The following is a 14,458-nucleotide window of genomic DNA, read 5'->3' as shown; positions in this document are numbered from 1 at the left end:
GCAGCCTGCATCAGGCTCAACCCCCAGCGGCGAGCGGATCTGGCGGCACAACCTTGTGCCGCGGGGAAACCGGCACCCCTCCCGCCGGAGGCGAATGCGCGCCGGGCGCAGAGGAAAGGCCCCGGAATCGCTTCCGGGGCCCGTTGGGACAGGATGCTGCGGTGGCTTACGCCGTCGAGGCCGGGGCGGGATCCTTGCGCCGGCGCAGGGCCCAGCCGAGCATCACGAGGCCGATACCGACCAGGAGCAGCGAGCCGGGGGTCGGTACTTCGTTATTTCCGTTACCGCGGTAGTACACCGAAATGTGCGAGATGTCGCGATCCTCGCCCGCGCCCGACAAATCGAACGGGGGGGCGGTCAACGGGGTGGCGTAGGTCCCGCCCAGGGCGCCGTTCAGCATGTCGTAGGCCACGATGTTGGTGTCGGCGCCATCCTTGAACGCGAACATCAGGTTCTCGAAATTGCTCCAGAAGTCGAGAACCACCAGCTCCCAGGTCCCGCTCTGGGCATCGCCGCTGAAGCTCACGATGGTTGCCGGATCATTGGGGTCGTTGATCAGGTTGCCGTTGGTGTCCTCGTACTTGCCGTCGAACAGCCAGTCCGAGTAGCCGAAGAACTCGGCATTGTTGACGACTGTGAGGCTGGTATTCACGTTGCCGTCAAGCGGCTCCAGGACCTGGCAGCCCTGGTTGGGCGTGACCTTGTCGCCCAGGTTGCCGTCGAGATCGGAGCAGTTGATGACGCTGGCGGAGGCCGAGCCGGCGGCAATCATGCCTCCCGCGAGCAGAAGGGCGAGGGTTCCGCCCCGTACAGTCTTTGTAGTCATGGTTGTTACCTCGTGGGTCTGCGCAGGCAGGTTGTGGTTTGGGGTCTGCGCTCGCCCACGAATTTGCAACATCCATGCCCGCTGGATTCCGCTCTATATTGACGTTGGAAAACCGTAGGTTACGCGCACCCGACGGGGGGCGGTCGCAAACGCGATCATCGGGTGTAAAGGGTTCTGACGCGTGCACGGGTGAAGGACCTCGACCAGGTCACATCGACGGGGTTGGGCCACGGTAACTAGGCGTGTTAACGGGGCTTTCTGAACCCAAAGGGCTGTTTGAGGGCGTTAAACGGCGCATTGCGGCCCATAAATGGGCTCTTACTCTGAGAGAGGATCCCGCTCCGGCACCGCGAAGGCGACCGGTAAGGCCTCGGGCTGCCTCGACGGATTGCGCGGCCTCTGCGAGGCCGCGCAATGAAGCCATCTCAACCTTTTCCCCCGCCCCTTCCGGTCCTGACGACACGCAGCGTACTCTGCTGTAGAAACGGAGTAGCACAAAAAAGGGGACAGAGATGGGGCTTTACGATCGCGACTATGTCCAGGAGAAACAAACGCCCCATACCAAGAAAGCGAGGGGTGATCGAACCGGGGGAACATCCAACCCAGGTGCTGACGCCCGCCGGACTCGCCCGGCTCAGACGTCGCACTCGACAACCGGGGCCCCACCCAGTCCAGACTGGAAGACGATCGTCCTATGGGCATCCCTCGCCGCGAACGTGATGCTTCTAACGGCCTTGGTCATCCTCCACGGAAGATAGGATCTCCCGGGGTCGGGAGAATCGAGGAAGACGGGGCCGGACCACGGTAAGCCGGCGGACAGCATGTGAGTGAATGAGGCGTCATAGTGAAAACACTGACTTTCAGGTATTGGGACCGCATTCGATCCAGCTTATGGTTCATCCCCACCATGATGGCCCTGGGCGCGGTGTTTTTGGCCTTCATAAGCGTCGCCCTGGATAGGCCGGTGACGAACTGGTTGTTGCGTTCGTGGGGCTGGACATTCACCGGTGGAGCCGAGGGGGCCAGCGCCGTGCTGGGGGTCATCGCCGGATCGATGATCACCATCGCTGGAGTTGTGTTTTCGATGACGCTGGTCGCCCTGTCGCTGGCGACGTCGCAGTTGGGGCCGCGCTTGCTCCGCAATTTCCTGCGCGATACGACGACTCAGGTCGTGCTGGGCACGTTCGTTGCCACCTTCCTGTATTGCTTGCTGGTCCTCCTTACCATCCGGCGCGCGGAGGAGGTTGCTTTCGTTCCTCATATATCAATCACGCTCGGCGTGCTCTTTGCGGTCGCGAGCGTGGGGGTGCTGATCTATTTCATTCACCACGTGTCTGTTTCGATGCAGGCCAACGAAATCGTGGCGCGCGTGAGCGACGAGTTGATCGCCGGGGTGGACCGCCTGTTTCCGGAACACATCGGGCGGGGGACGCCACGGACGTCGGCAACACCACCCGAGTCGGCATTTCTGGACGTATTTGACCGGGAGGCTCGTCCCATTCGAGCGAGCGCGGACGGATACATTCAGTTCATCGACACGGACGCCTTGATCGAGTTGGCGATGCAAAAGGATGTGGTCATTCGACTGGAGCGAGTACCCGGTGACTATGTGGTCTCCGGTGGCCCCCTGATGCTGGTCTGGCCGGGAGAAAGGGCCGCCGACGTGCCTGCGGATCAGGTCAACAACACCTTCGCCCTGGGTAACCAGCGGACTTCGGGCCAGGACATCGAGTTCGCGGTTACCCAACTCGTGGAGGTCGCTCTGCGTGCCCTCTCCTCGGGAGTGAATGACCCGTTCACGGCAATTACGTGCGTAGACCACCTGGCGTCCGCGTTGAGTCGTTTGGCTACGCGAGACATGCCATCGCCCTATCGTTATGACAGTACGGATCAGCTGAGGGTGATTGCTCCAGGGTCTACTTTTGTGGACGTCACAGATGCGGCCTTCAACCAGATCCGACAAGTGTCCCGCTCGAACACCGCGGTTACTGTCCGCCTGCTGGAAACGATCGCCGAGGTCGCGAGATTCGTACAGCGGCCAGAGGATCGCGCTGCGCTGTTACGGCACGCTGAAATGATTGCCCGTGGGGCTAGTGAGGGACAGCCCGAAGTTGAGGACCGCCAGAAGGTAGAGGAACGCTTTGAATATGCGAAACAATTGTTGAGCGTGTCGCCAAGGACAGGGTCGGACCACGGTAACGGACTGAGTTAACGCGGCTTTGCGAATGTGAAGGGCTATTTCCAGGGCTTGTAACGGGGCTTTTGGGCCCTTAAATGGGCTATTGCGGTGACGAGTCGCCGACGAGCGGAGGCGAAGAACTGCGGATGGGGTGCGCTACACTGGGGCGCACCCTTGTCCCGCCATCCATCATGCTGCTCACGTTCCTGATCATGTTCGCCCTGCTGGGGCTTGGCGTCGCGCTGATGCTCTGGCATGCCCGGCTGGTGTTTTCGGTGGAGCTGCGCGATGGCGCTGCCCGCGTGCGGCGCGGCAAGCCGCCGTCCGGGTTCGTGAGGGGCTGCGAGGACGTCGCTCGACAATACGGGCTGAAGCAGGGCCGGATCCAGGCCGTGCGCACCGACCGGGGTGTCGAGTTGCGCTTCTCCCGCCACCTCCCACCGAAGACGCATCAGGCCTTTCGCAACGTCTGGACACCCCCGCCCGGCGGAGGGGGAGGCGGCGGCATGCGCGCGACGGGATAGCGAGGCGCGGGGCTCGGGGCTCGGGGCTCGGGGCTCGGGGCTCGGGGCTCGGGGTCAGTGTCTGGCTTTTGGTCCCGTGGCAATCGAGCGGCATCCAGGCCACTCCGACCGATTGCCACGGCCTCTGCGAGGCCTCGCAATGACGAAGGGGCCAAGTTCGCAAAAAGCTTCACACCGCATGCATTATATGAGTGGGTGCGAACCGGTCGTCCGGGTGGTTCGCGACGAGATGGCGAGTACGAGCCCGGCGGAGCCAAGGGGGCGCTGTTGAAGCTGACTATCGAAGAGCCGGGACCGTATCGGTTTGCCCTGAGCCATCTGGGCTTTCGCCCGTTCTTCTTGCTGGCAGGGCTGTACGCCGTGCTGGTCGTGGGTCTGTGGACCTGGCTCTACCAATTCGACATGGCGGCGCTGCCCACGGCCGCCTTTGGCGGGCCCTTCGCCTGGCACGGCCATACCCTGATCTTCGGCTACGCCATGGCGGTCGTCGCCGGGTTCCTGCTCACGGCTGTGCGCAACTGGACCGGGGTACAGACAACCCACGGGCCCGCGCTGCTGGTGCTGGCCGGGCTCTGGCTCGGCGGCCGGGTGGCGGCGTTGTTCGGGGATCCCGGGCTGGTGGCCATGGCGCTGTTCGATCTCGGCTTCACCCTGTGGCTGCTGGCCGCCCTGGCCCGCCCGGTATGGCAGACGCGCCAATGGGCCCAGCTCGCCGTGATCGGCAAGATCGCGCTGCTGGGGGCGAGCAACGGCCTGTTCTACCTGGGCGCCTTCGATCTGCTCGATGGCGGCCAGCGCCTGGGGCTCTACTCCGGGGTCTATCTGGTGCTGTCGCTGATCCTGATGATGGGGCGCCGGGTCATCCCGTTCTTTATCGAGCGCGGGCTGGATGGTGCCTTTACGCCGGTGAACCGGGACTGGCTGGACCGTCTCGCCCTGGTGCTGTTGCTCGCTTTCTGGCTGGTGGAGGTGTTCCTGCCATGGGCACCGGTCGCGGCGGGGCTGGCGGCTGGGCTGGCCGTGGCGCATGGCATGCGCTGGACGGGCTGGCATACGCCGGCGCTGTGGCGCAAGCCACTGCTGTGGGTGCTGATGATGGCCTACGGCTGGATCGTGATCGGCTTTGCCCTGCGGGCCGTGGCCGAATTCACGCCCCTCAGCCCGATGGCCGCGCTGCACGCCTTCACCTACGGGGGTATCGGCATGATGACCCTGGGGATGATGACGCGCGTCGCCCTGGGCCATACCGGACGTAACGTGTTTGACCCGCCGCGGGTCCTCGGGCTGCTCTTCGGCCTGCTGGCCATCGGGGCGCTGGTACGGGTGGCCGGCCCCCTGCTCTGGCCGGCCTTGACCGCCAGCTGGATGAGCGCCTCGCAACTCCTGTGGATCGCGGCCTTCGCCGGGTTTCTCTGGGTTTATGCCCCGATGCTGGTCAAACCACGCATCGACGGGCGTTACGGCTAGCTACCGAACTGTCGAGGCCGGACTGCGGCAACCGATTGGCTTGACGAGCTTGTCCGGGCTGGAAGGGCTCGTTGAAGGTCCTGGACGGCCCGACCTGGGCGTCGAAACCGGCGTTGGGTGAAGGCCGGACGACGTTTACCACCCGGAGGCCGAGTGGTTGCGGGCTCGCAGGGGCCAGACAGGCCTGGAGGATCAGGCGCGGGCGGTTGCCCTCCGGCGGTCGCGGGAGCCGAAGGACGGGGGCGACCGGGAATTCGCGCACCGGGCAGCAGTAGCCGAACCCTCGGCACAAAAAAACGCCCGGGATGGTCCCGGGCGTCCTGGTCTGCATGCCGGGCAAACCGCCCGGTTCAGACCGCGCTTACTGCTGGTACTGCTCCAGATCGAAGCGGTCGGCGTTCATCACCTTGGTCCAGGCCCTGACGAAGTCGTTCACGAACTTCTCCTCGTTGTCGTCCTGGGCGTACACCTCGGCGTAGCTGCGCAGGATGGAGTTGGAGCCGAACACCAGGTCGATGCGGCTGGCGGTCCACTTCACCTGGTCGCTCTTGCGGTCACGGACCTCGTAGATGCCGCTGTCCGCAGACTTCCAGGCATTGGCCATGTCGGTCAGGTTGACGAAGAAGTCGTTGGTCAACTGGCCTTCACGGCCGGTGAACACGCCATGCTTGCTGCCGCCATGGTTGGTGCCGAGCACGCGCATCCCGCCGATCAGCACGGTCATCTCCGGCGCGGTCAGGCCCATCAGCTGGGCACGATCGAGCAGCATCTCCTCCGGCTTGACCACGTAGTCCTTCTTCAGCCAGTTGCGGAAGCCATCCGCCAGCGGCTCCAGCGGCGCGAAGGAGTCGGCATCGACCATCTCGGCGCTGGCATCGCCACGCCCCGGAATGAACGGCACCAGGACATCGTATCCGGCCGCCCGGGCGGCCTGCTCGATGCCCACGCTGCCACCCAGCACGATCAGGTCGGCCACGCTGGCGCCGGTCTCGGCGGAGAGCTGCTCGTAGACCTTGAGCACCCGGTCCAGGCGCTGCGGCTCGTTGCCCTCCCAGTCCTTCTGCGGGGCCAGGCGGATATGGGCACCGTTGGCGCCGCCGCGCATGTCGGAGCCGCGGAAGGTGCGGGCGCTGTCCCAGGCCGTGCTGACCATCTCGGCGATGCTGAGGCCGCTCTCGGCGATCTTCTTCTTGGTCGCCTCGACGCAGTAGTCGGTGTTGCCGGCCGGCACCGGGTCCTGCCAGATCAGGTCTTCCTGCGGCGCTTCCGGACCGATGTAGCGGGTCTTCGGGCCCAGGTCACGGTGGGTCAGCTTGAACCAGGCGCGGGCGAAGCAGTCCTGGAAGTACGCGGGATCGGCCATGAACTTCTCGCAGATGGCCCGGTACTTCGGATCCATCTTCATCGCCATGTCGGCGTCGGTCATGATCGGGTTGTGGCGGATGGAGGGATCGCTGGCATCTACCGGCTTGTCCTCCTCCTTCATCTCGATCGGCTCCCACTGCCAGGCGCCGGCGGGGCTCTTCTTCAGCTCCCACTCATGGCCGAACAGCAGGTCGAAGTACCCCATGTCGAACTTCGTCGGATGGGTGGTCCAGGCACCCTCGATGCCCGAGGAGACGGCGTTGGCGGCCTTGCCCTGCATGTTGGGATTCTTCCAGCCGAAGCCCTGTTCCTCGACATCGGCCCCTTCGGGATCCGGACCCAGCGCACCGGCATCGCCATTGCCGTGGCACTTGCCCACGGTGTGGCCGCCGGCGGTCAGCGCCGCGGTCTCTTCATCGTTCATGGCCATGCGGGCGAAGGTCTCGCGGACCTGCTCGCCGGTCTTGAGGGGGTCGGGCTTGCCGTTGACCCCTTCCGGGTTCACATAGATCAGGCCCATCTGGACGGCTGCCAGGGGGTTCTCCATGGTGTCGGGCTTGTCGACGTCGCCGTAGCGCTCGTCGGAGGGTGCCAGCCATTCCTTCTCCGCGCCCCAGTACGTGTCCTTCTCGGGATGCCAGATGTCCTCGCGCCCGAAGGAGAAGCCGAAGGTCTTCAGACCCATGTTCTCGTAGGCCACGGTACCGGCCAGGATGATCAGATCCGCCCAGCTGATCTTGTTGCCGTATTTCTTCTTGATCGGCCACAGCAGGCGGCGCGCCTTGTCCAGGCTGACGTTATCCGGCCAGCTGTTGATCGGCGCGAAACGCTGGTTGCCGGTGCCGCCGCCACCGCGGCCATCGGCAATACGGTAGGTGCCGGCCGCGTGCCAGGACATGCGGATCATCAGCCCGCCGTAATGGCCCCAGTCGGCCGGCCACCACGCCTGGCTCTCGGTCATCAGCGCGTGCATATCCTTCTTCAGGGCGTCGAAGTCGAGCTTCTTGACCTCTTCCCGGTAGTCGAAGTCCTCGCCCATCGGGTTGGTCTTGCGGTCATGCTGATGGAGGATGTCCAGGTTCAGCGCTTCCGGCCACCAGTCCATGACCGAGTGGCCGGCGGCGGTCTCGCCGCCATGCATGACCGGGCATTTGCCCATGTTCTGATGCTCACCCATATCGTTCTCCATTTTTTCGCTGCGTTCAGCTGGTTCGTGTTTCGGAAGCCGTCATCCATGTGTCATCGATGACTTTCCTCAGGGACCGCAAGCCGTTCCGACCCTGGGCCACCTTCGGCCAGGGTGGGCTTCACTGTCCACCTGCCCTTGAAGCTAGGCCCCACGAACCATTAGTTCCAGTTGATATTCACCATGATCGAGATAGTCTCCCGCTATTTTTCCGTGAGCGCCTCTATAGCGCGATGGGCTACAAGATGCTCTCGATCGCGCGGCGCAGCTTGGCGGACCCGGGGCCAGCCTGGCTGGGGAAGTGCGCCACCACCCGACCCTCTCGGTCCACCACGTACTTGTAGAAGTTCCAGCGCGGGGCGGCGGCCTGGCGCGCCAGTTCGCGGAAGATCGGGTGGGCGTCCGCGCCGCGCACACTGATCGGCCTGAACATGTCGAAGGTGACGCCGAAGTTCTCGAAGCACACCCGGGCGGTCTCGGCCTCGTCGTCGGCCTCCTGATTGAAGTCGTGGGAGGGGAAGCCCACCACCTTCAGCCCCTGGTCCCGGTAGTCCTGATGCAACTGTTCCAGCCCACCGAACTGGTCGGTGTAACCACAATGGCTGGCGGTATTGATGATCAGCAGCGGATGGCCCTGGAAGCGTTCCTGCAGGCTGACAATCTCGGACGCGTGCAGCCGGCCCAGCTCGTGCTGGAACAAGGCCTCGGTATCGGGCTCCGTGGCGGTTGCGCAGGCCATCGGCAGCACCAGCAACAGGGAAGCGAACAGGGGCGCAAAACGGGACATCGCAAGTCTCCACAGGGGCTCGACCTTCAGACCAGCGGCGCACCTGCGGGTTCTGTGGAGGGCTGGTTCGTGACCGCCAGCCCGGGGCCACGATGGCGCCGAACATCCTCCATTTCGGTGCTCCCTTTTGGACATGCCATGGCCTCACGGGCATGACGGGCGTACCCTTGATCGCAGACATCAACGAAGTCTCTAGCCGATGATTGCCTACACCCGCCCGCTCCTGCTGCTCGCCATCATCCTGCCGCTGACCACGGGCTGCACGGCCGTGAAGGTCGCCGGTGCCACGGGAAGCGCCGCCGTCAGCGTCACCACCGGCGCCGCAAAGGCGACCGGCAAGACCGCCGGAGCGGTGGGACGTGCCATCACTCCGGGCAGCAAGCAGGACAAGGACGACGACTGAGATACCGGCCGGCCGGCCGGGGACGGACGCAAGCCGCGAACTGCGTTTACTCGGCGCGCCTGAGCGCAACGGCCGCTCCAAGGGCTCGCACGCTGGGCCCTGGGCCGGAAACGGCGCCCTTGCACTCCGAGAGCATGCGGCCGAGGGGGATGGCCGCCCCGTTTCTGGGCTTGCCGGGCCCGCGTAACGGTCGCAGGTCTTATCCACCGACGCCTTCACCTCCCCGCTCGCATGGCAGCCCTGCCCGCCACCAGGCGAGCATGCCGCCGCGAAGCTGGCGGGCCTCGTAGCCGCGGGCCCGCAGCTTGCGCACGGCAGGGATGCTGCGGTGTGCACTGAGGCAGATGGCCACCACGGGACGATCGGGATCGAGTTCCAGGTCCGCCAGGCGTTGCCTGGAAAACTGCGTGATCGGGAGGTGACGCGCGCCCGGGATACGACTCCGACGATGCTCGACACCGGTGCGCACATCCAGCACTTGCACCTGGGCATTCTCCATCGCCTGCGCCAGTTCCTCGGGGCTCATTTCCGGCACGCGGCCGAACGGCCACCACTGGCTCAAACCCATCGTGATCACCTCCTGTCCACAGGCAAGAACGCGGTCGAACTTTGTCTTGTGCCCCGTACCTAATTCGCGACGCGGCGAGGATGGGCTGTTCTCAGCACTGACCGCGCGAAAAACCATCGCCGAAAGGAAAATCATTATGGATCATCACGACGAAGAGTTTCTCCGTCGGGCGCAAGCCGCGCGCGCTCGCATCAAGGAGATCGAGCCGCAACAGGTAGACGCCAGCCTGGCATCCGGTGCGGTGGCCATCGATGTGCGCGAACCCGGGGAGTACCAGAAAGGCAGCCTGCCGAGCGCCCGCAATGTAGCGCTGGATTCCATCACGCGTCAGATCGAGGGAGTCGCACCAGACAAGGACGCGCCCATGGTCTGTTTCTGCAATGGTGGAAACCGCGGGGCATTGGCGACGGCCCAGCTGGTGGATCTGGGCTATACCAATGTCCAGTCCATCGCCGGGGGACTGCGCGCCTACCAGAAGGCAAACGACACCTAAGAGAGCTCCGCCTGACGACCGGGCGGCCTGGGGGTCCAGCTTCGGATTTTCCGACCTTGCCCGTTGCCCCATCTTAAAGAAACGCTGATTCGCCACGAGGGTCAGCCAGGTCCAAGGACCGTGCGGGCCCGGGTGTGTCCAGCACCCGGTGGCCGAAGGTGGCCCTGGAGCGCAGCGGTACGCGCCCAGCGGCTCCACGCGCCTCCTTCTTCGTCATCCCGGAAACCGCGTAGCGGTTATCCGGGATCTCGGCGGCGGCTGGGGTTGCCCCGACGGGGGAGATCCCGGATAACCGCTACGCTCCGGCCGGGATGACAGTGCAGGGGCAAGGGCCCCGGGGGGAGTGACATTCCCAAAAGGCCCGGATTAAAGCACCCTGCGACGGGCCATTGTCGTCCCCGGATGATCCCCGTGACTGGCTGACTCTCGTTGTTAGTCAGGAAAGGGGAAGACGGGGCAGATCTCGGTCTGCGCCCGCGCGAGGGCTCACAGTCGTTGGCAGGTGTACTGTTCGCCGGACGCGTGCTCGACCACGAGGCGCGTGGGCGATTCGGTGACGATCCGTGTGACCTCCGTATGCGGGAGTTCCGGTAGCCGCGTAGTGATCTGCCGGATCAGCTGGCGCTGGAGTTCGACACCTGATGGGGAGCCGGGCGACAGGTCCAGGGCTTCCACGGTGAGCGTGAGCTGCTGCTCCTCGCGCTGCCACTGCCCCTCGCTGGTCGCGATCAGCGTGAGCGGCCACAGGCCGAACTGGGCCACGGCATCGCCCTCGCTCTTGTACCGCCCGTCCGGATGCAGACGGGAGCGCGTATCGAGCTGCAGATTCAGCTGGCTCGAGCCAATGGCGGCCAGTTGCATTACGGCAGGACAGGCCCAGTCGCCGTCCAGCTCCGTGGTGTCCGCCCAGGCTGCGCCGGCGAAAACCAGAGAGATGCAAAGGCCCAGCACGGGCCACGATCGATTCATCAAACGTGTCTCTCCAATCCAGTCTGGCTTTCCGGCACGGGCCGTAGGCGCGGGCAAAGGGCAAGGTTTGACCCCGTAGGGCTTCGGTTATGCGCCTGCTCCCCTCCAGCGCCCCGAATTCGTGGGGCTTCAACCGATTGCCACGGCCTCTTCGAGGCCCGCAATCACACGGCACTGCGGGGTTATTGGTTCGGCTTTGGATACGCGCCCCACCCTCGCCTGCGCGGGTCCACGCCGCAGATTGAGCCGAGTACGGTGCGCTGATCGCAGGACGCCCCGTGCGGACTCTGGGTGTGACCGACTGCTTCGTCGGTTCGATGTCACACATAAGCGTTAGTCGTCCGTTATGTTACGCTGCGCGGGAGCCTCGCGCGCCCTGAAGGCGCTCTTGACGGGGCCCGACCAGGAGAGACTGCGGTGCGATCAGTCACGCATGCACACCTTCCCGCGCTGGCCTTGGTAATGGCCGGCTTTCTGCCCTTGGCACTCCCGCTGCCGGCCCTTGCCGACGACGGTGGGTATCGGCTGCTCAAGCTGGATGGCTACAAGGTGAAGTGGGGAGACCAGCAGTTAGGGGTGGGGGCCAGCATCAGCTATGCCTTTGCCGGGGAGGCGCTACGGTTCGATGATGCGCACAACTGCCGCGATCTCGCACCGATTGACGAGCTTCTGGGCGAAGCCCTCTCCATGGAGACGCTGGATCGCGAGGCCGCGGCGGCGTTTCGGGTTTGGGAGCGCGCGGCCGGTCTGTCATTCCACAAGGTGAGCGATACCCGGGAGGCGGATATCATCCTCGGTGCCCAGGGGCAGCCGCGTGGACGGGCATTCGCCAACGTAGCCTACGCACCCGATGCGGAAGTGGATGTGCGCACCATCGAACAGTCGCTGGTGTGCCTGAATCCAGCACACGAGTGGAAGGTCGGATTCGACGGCAACAAGGATGTCTACGACATCCGCTATACGCTGACTCACGAGATCGGTCACGCCATCGGCCTGGACCATCCCGGGCCATCCGGGCAGGTGATGGGATTCAGGTACACCGAGGACTTCGCCGACCTGCAGCCCGGCGATCTGCGCGGAGTCCAGCGGCTCTACGGGCGCCCCGCCGATACCCTCGACACCCAACTGGCCGAGATGCCGACCGAGGACGGGGAAAGCGCATTCACCAGCGACCTCTTCCTTGACCCGAACGGCCGCATCGTGCCCGTGACCGGTGTCGATAGCGGCCTTGGCATCGGCGAGAAATAGCCCCGAGTCAATTCCGGGGCAGGTCTTTCCCATGCCCCTGCTCCACCACGAGCGGCCCCCACCCGTGGCACGTCAACCGATTGCCGCGGCCCCTGCGGGGCCCCGCAATGACGGGGTTTCGGAAATTCGGGGCAGGTCTTGCCCCCTTGCCCCCGCTCCACCGTAATTCGCCCACCCCCTTGGTACTTCAACCGATTGCCGCGGCCTCTGCGAGGCCTCGCAATGACGCGGTTTGTTCAGGCGGTCCGCCCTCTGACCGCTGGCGTGCTGTGGATACCGCAATCGCCCGGAGGCCGGGGCGCCACAGCGGGTTGCCTGGCAGCGCCGGAGATCAACCGGTCTTACCGCTGCGGGCATGGCCCCGCACCTCGCGACCCGCGCCGTGAAAACCTGAAAACGGCGCGGAAACTCGAGCAGATGGAAAGGAGCCGGGACGCCAAGGTGTGGCAACGCACAGAACCCCGGAGCGACTGCACCGCAGCATGCAGTCTCATCCACTTGTCACGAAGGAAAGTCGCCATGGCATCTGTCGAGCCCACTCTGGCGGGGCGTTCCGCCACATCGGGAATGCATGACCCATTCACCACGGACATCGGTAACGAGGCACGGCGCTCCGGCGTTTCCTGGGGCGCGGTGATCGCAGGCGCCGTGGTCGCTACGGCGCTGTCGCTCAGTTTCCTGCTCCTGGGCACGGGCCTGGGATTCTCGGCGGTCTCGCCGTGGGCCGGAGAGGGCGTGTCGGCCGAGGGCATCGGGTTCGCAAGCATCGTCTGGCTGATACTCGTGCACATCATCGCCGGCGCCATGGGCGGCTACCTGGCCGGCCGACTGCGCACCCAGTGGACCGATCTGCATACCGACGAAGTATTCTTCCGGGATACCGCACACGGCTTCCTCGTCTGGGCGCTTAGCGTGGTCGTCACGGCGGCTCTGCTCGTTTCCGCCTCCACGGCGATCATCGGCAGCACCGCCCAGGCCGGTGCTTCGGCTGTCGGGGCGGCGGCTACGACTGGCGGCGCTGCCATGATGGCAGGCGCTAATGGGCAGACCGAAGGAGACGCCACCGGCCCGCTCGACTATTTCGCGGATATCTTGTTTCGCCCAGAGCGTGCCAGGGCGGCTCCCGACGCCGGCGCAACCGACTCCGACAGAACCGCCATGCGCACCGAGGCGGTACGTATTCTCGCCCGCGGGTGGGACGATATGTCGGATGGCGACAGGGCGTATCTCGCGCAACTGATCGCGCAGAACACCGACGTCAGCCAGTCCCAGGCGGAGAACCGGATCCGCGAAGTCCAGGCGCAGATGGAGGAACTGGAAATGCAGGCGCGACAGGTGGCCGATGAGGCCCGAAGCGCGATGGCGAAACTTTCTCTGTGGACGTTCCTGGGACTGCTGATCGGGGCGTTCAGCGCCAGCTTCGCCGCCACGATCGGCGGTCGGCAGCGCGACAGCGTCCACTATTGAACCGTACAGATTGCTGCCAATCAGCGAGGTAGATCAAGATGAAATTCATACTGCTTTGGTTTCTGGGCATCCCGATTCCCGTCCTCATCCTGCTAGCCATCCTGCTTTAACGGCTGCGCGAGGCCCCCTGCTACAGGGGGCCTCGCCTTTTGCGAACCCCCGAAGCAATGATCACTCTTCGAGGGATCCCCTTGGCGCAGCGCGCCCCAGGCCTGCACCGGTCTTGCACCTGAAGACCACCCGCGGCCCGCGGGACAGGACGCCGCATACGTGGCCGGTTACCGTAGAGTGACCGTACCGATGGGCCAAGGCGGGGCCGGCTCCCGGCAAGGGGCTCATTACCGGAGACAGGACCCCGAAAATTGAGTGCGGATAAACCCTCGGCAATACGTGGATCGGAAGGCATTTGAAAGACAAACCCCTGCCGTTTTGCCCCTCTTCTGCCTGGTGGCTGACCGCATGGCTGGCCGGCGGGATGCTGCTTGCTGGCTGCGCCGGCGGGCCGCCATCGGCGGAGTCACCCGCCGCCACGGGTGCCGCGCCGCAGGAGCAGCCCGCCGCCGCGGCAGACGGACCCGCGGAGGGGTTCGCCAGCCTCCGGGACGAGATCCACTACTACCTCGAACGCCTGTCGGATCGCGCGTTCACCGAGACCTACGGGGGCGAGGAGCATCCGCGTACCTGGTACACCGCGGCCGAGGCGCTCGGCCGGATCGGTGCGCCGGCGGTCCCGCATCTCGTGCCCTATCTCGATTCCGATGACCCGTGGGAACTGAAACTGGCGCTGTACGCCCTGATGCTGGCTTCGCAGGACCCGGTGGTGACCTCGCAAACCGGCGGCGAGTACATCCGCCTGGGGACCGTCCTCGACGAGCGCGAGAACGTGGCCAACCGCGCTATCGCCCGCGACTGGTGGGAACGCTGGGGCCACCTCTGGGATTAGCAAGCGCATCCGCGCTCGAACGAGCAACACGGC

At 65.1% G+C, this 14,458-nt stretch carries 13 protein-coding genes; 8 read left to right on the top strand and 5 right to left on the bottom strand.

The features are described 5' to 3' along the window. Positions 1-166: 166 nt before the first annotated feature. A complete protein-coding gene (locus F622_RS0110455) occupies positions 167-772 on the bottom strand; it encodes a PEP-CTERM sorting domain-containing protein (protein WP_018168024.1) in 606 nt (201 codons plus the stop codon). Positions 773-1,670: 898 nt separating this feature from the next. On the opposite strand from F622_RS0110455, the gene F622_RS0110445 reads away from it, so the two are divergent. From F622_RS0110445 to F622_RS0110435, 3 genes are all read left to right on the top strand, one after another. Continuing rightward, entirely contained in the window at positions 1,671-3,038 is a 1,368-nt protein-coding gene (locus tag F622_RS0110445) for a DUF2254 domain-containing protein (protein WP_019571897.1), read from the top strand. A 158-nt stretch (positions 3,039-3,196) separates the two neighbouring features. Then, positions 3,197-3,529, top strand: coding sequence for a DUF3634 family protein (locus F622_RS0110440; RefSeq protein ID WP_019571896.1), 333 nt, complete (start codon positions 3,197-3,199; stop codon positions 3,527-3,529). Between the two features lie 267 nt (positions 3,530-3,796). Beyond that, complete coding sequence (locus F622_RS0110435) at positions 3,797-4,996, top strand: NnrS family protein (RefSeq protein WP_018176553.1); 1,200 nt, start codon at positions 3,797-3,799, stop codon at positions 4,994-4,996. Between the two features lie 361 nt (positions 4,997-5,357). Here F622_RS0110435 and katG read toward each other — a convergent pair whose 3' ends face one another. Together katG and F622_RS0110425 are read right to left on the bottom strand one after the other, a co-directional pair. Continuing rightward, positions 5,358-7,550 (bottom strand): catalase/peroxidase HPI, encoded by a 2,193-nt coding sequence (gene katG / locus F622_RS0110430; protein ID WP_018176554.1) that lies wholly within the window; start codon positions 7,548-7,550, stop codon positions 5,358-5,360. Between the two features lie 235 nt (positions 7,551-7,785). Continuing rightward, on the bottom strand, positions 7,786-8,334 hold the full coding sequence (locus tag F622_RS0110425; protein WP_018168029.1) for a glutathione peroxidase: 549 nt from the start codon (positions 8,332-8,334) through the stop codon (positions 7,786-7,788). Between the two features lie 199 nt (positions 8,335-8,533). Here F622_RS0110425 and F622_RS0110420 point away from each other — a divergent pair, with 199 nt between their 5' ends. After that, entirely contained in the window at positions 8,534-8,737 is a 204-nt protein-coding gene (locus tag F622_RS0110420; RefSeq protein WP_018168030.1) for a hypothetical protein, read from the top strand. A 199-nt stretch (positions 8,738-8,936) separates the two neighbouring features. On the opposite strand, the gene F622_RS0110415 is transcribed toward F622_RS0110420, so the two are convergent. Then, complete coding sequence (locus F622_RS0110415; RefSeq protein WP_018168031.1) at positions 8,937-9,305, bottom strand: rhodanese-like domain-containing protein; 369 nt, start codon at positions 9,303-9,305, stop codon at positions 8,937-8,939. A 136-nt stretch (positions 9,306-9,441) separates the two neighbouring features. On the opposite strand from F622_RS0110415, the gene F622_RS0110410 reads away from it, so the two are divergent. Further along, complete coding sequence (locus tag F622_RS0110410; protein ID WP_019571895.1) at positions 9,442-9,798, top strand: rhodanese-like domain-containing protein; 357 nt, start codon at positions 9,442-9,444, stop codon at positions 9,796-9,798. A gap of 486 nt (positions 9,799-10,284) precedes the next feature. Here F622_RS0110410 and F622_RS0110405 read toward each other — a convergent pair whose 3' ends face one another. Further along, complete coding sequence (locus F622_RS0110405) at positions 10,285-10,767, bottom strand: hypothetical protein (RefSeq protein ID WP_196799398.1); 483 nt, start codon at positions 10,765-10,767, stop codon at positions 10,285-10,287. A gap of 462 nt (positions 10,768-11,229) precedes the next feature. Between F622_RS0110405 and F622_RS0110400 the strand changes: the two genes are divergently transcribed. The 3 genes from F622_RS0110400 to F622_RS0110390 all read left to right on the top strand — a co-directional run bounded on the left by F622_RS0110400 (position 11,230) and on the right by F622_RS0110390 (position 14,425). After that, positions 11,230-12,015: a matrixin family metalloprotease gene (locus F622_RS0110400; RefSeq protein ID WP_019571894.1), complete on the top strand. Its 786-nt coding sequence runs from the start codon at positions 11,230-11,232 to the stop codon at positions 12,013-12,015. 519 nt (positions 12,016-12,534) lie between these two features. Continuing rightward, complete coding sequence (locus F622_RS0110395) at positions 12,535-13,482, top strand: hypothetical protein (protein WP_019571893.1); 948 nt, start codon at positions 12,535-12,537, stop codon at positions 13,480-13,482. 475 nt (positions 13,483-13,957) lie between these two features. Beyond that, entirely contained in the window at positions 13,958-14,425 is a 468-nt protein-coding gene (locus F622_RS0110390) for a HEAT repeat domain-containing protein (RefSeq protein ID WP_019571892.1), read from the top strand. Positions 14,426-14,458: the final 33 nt, after the last annotated feature.

Origin of the sequence: Thioalkalivibrio sp. ALMg3 (assembly GCF_000381225.1) — a bacterium.
GTDB lineage: Bacteria > Pseudomonadota > Gammaproteobacteria > Ectothiorhodospirales > Ectothiorhodospiraceae > Thioalkalivibrio > Thioalkalivibrio versutus.
Note: the sequence above shows the minus strand (reverse complement) of the source record. Positions and strands in the feature narration are given on the sequence as shown.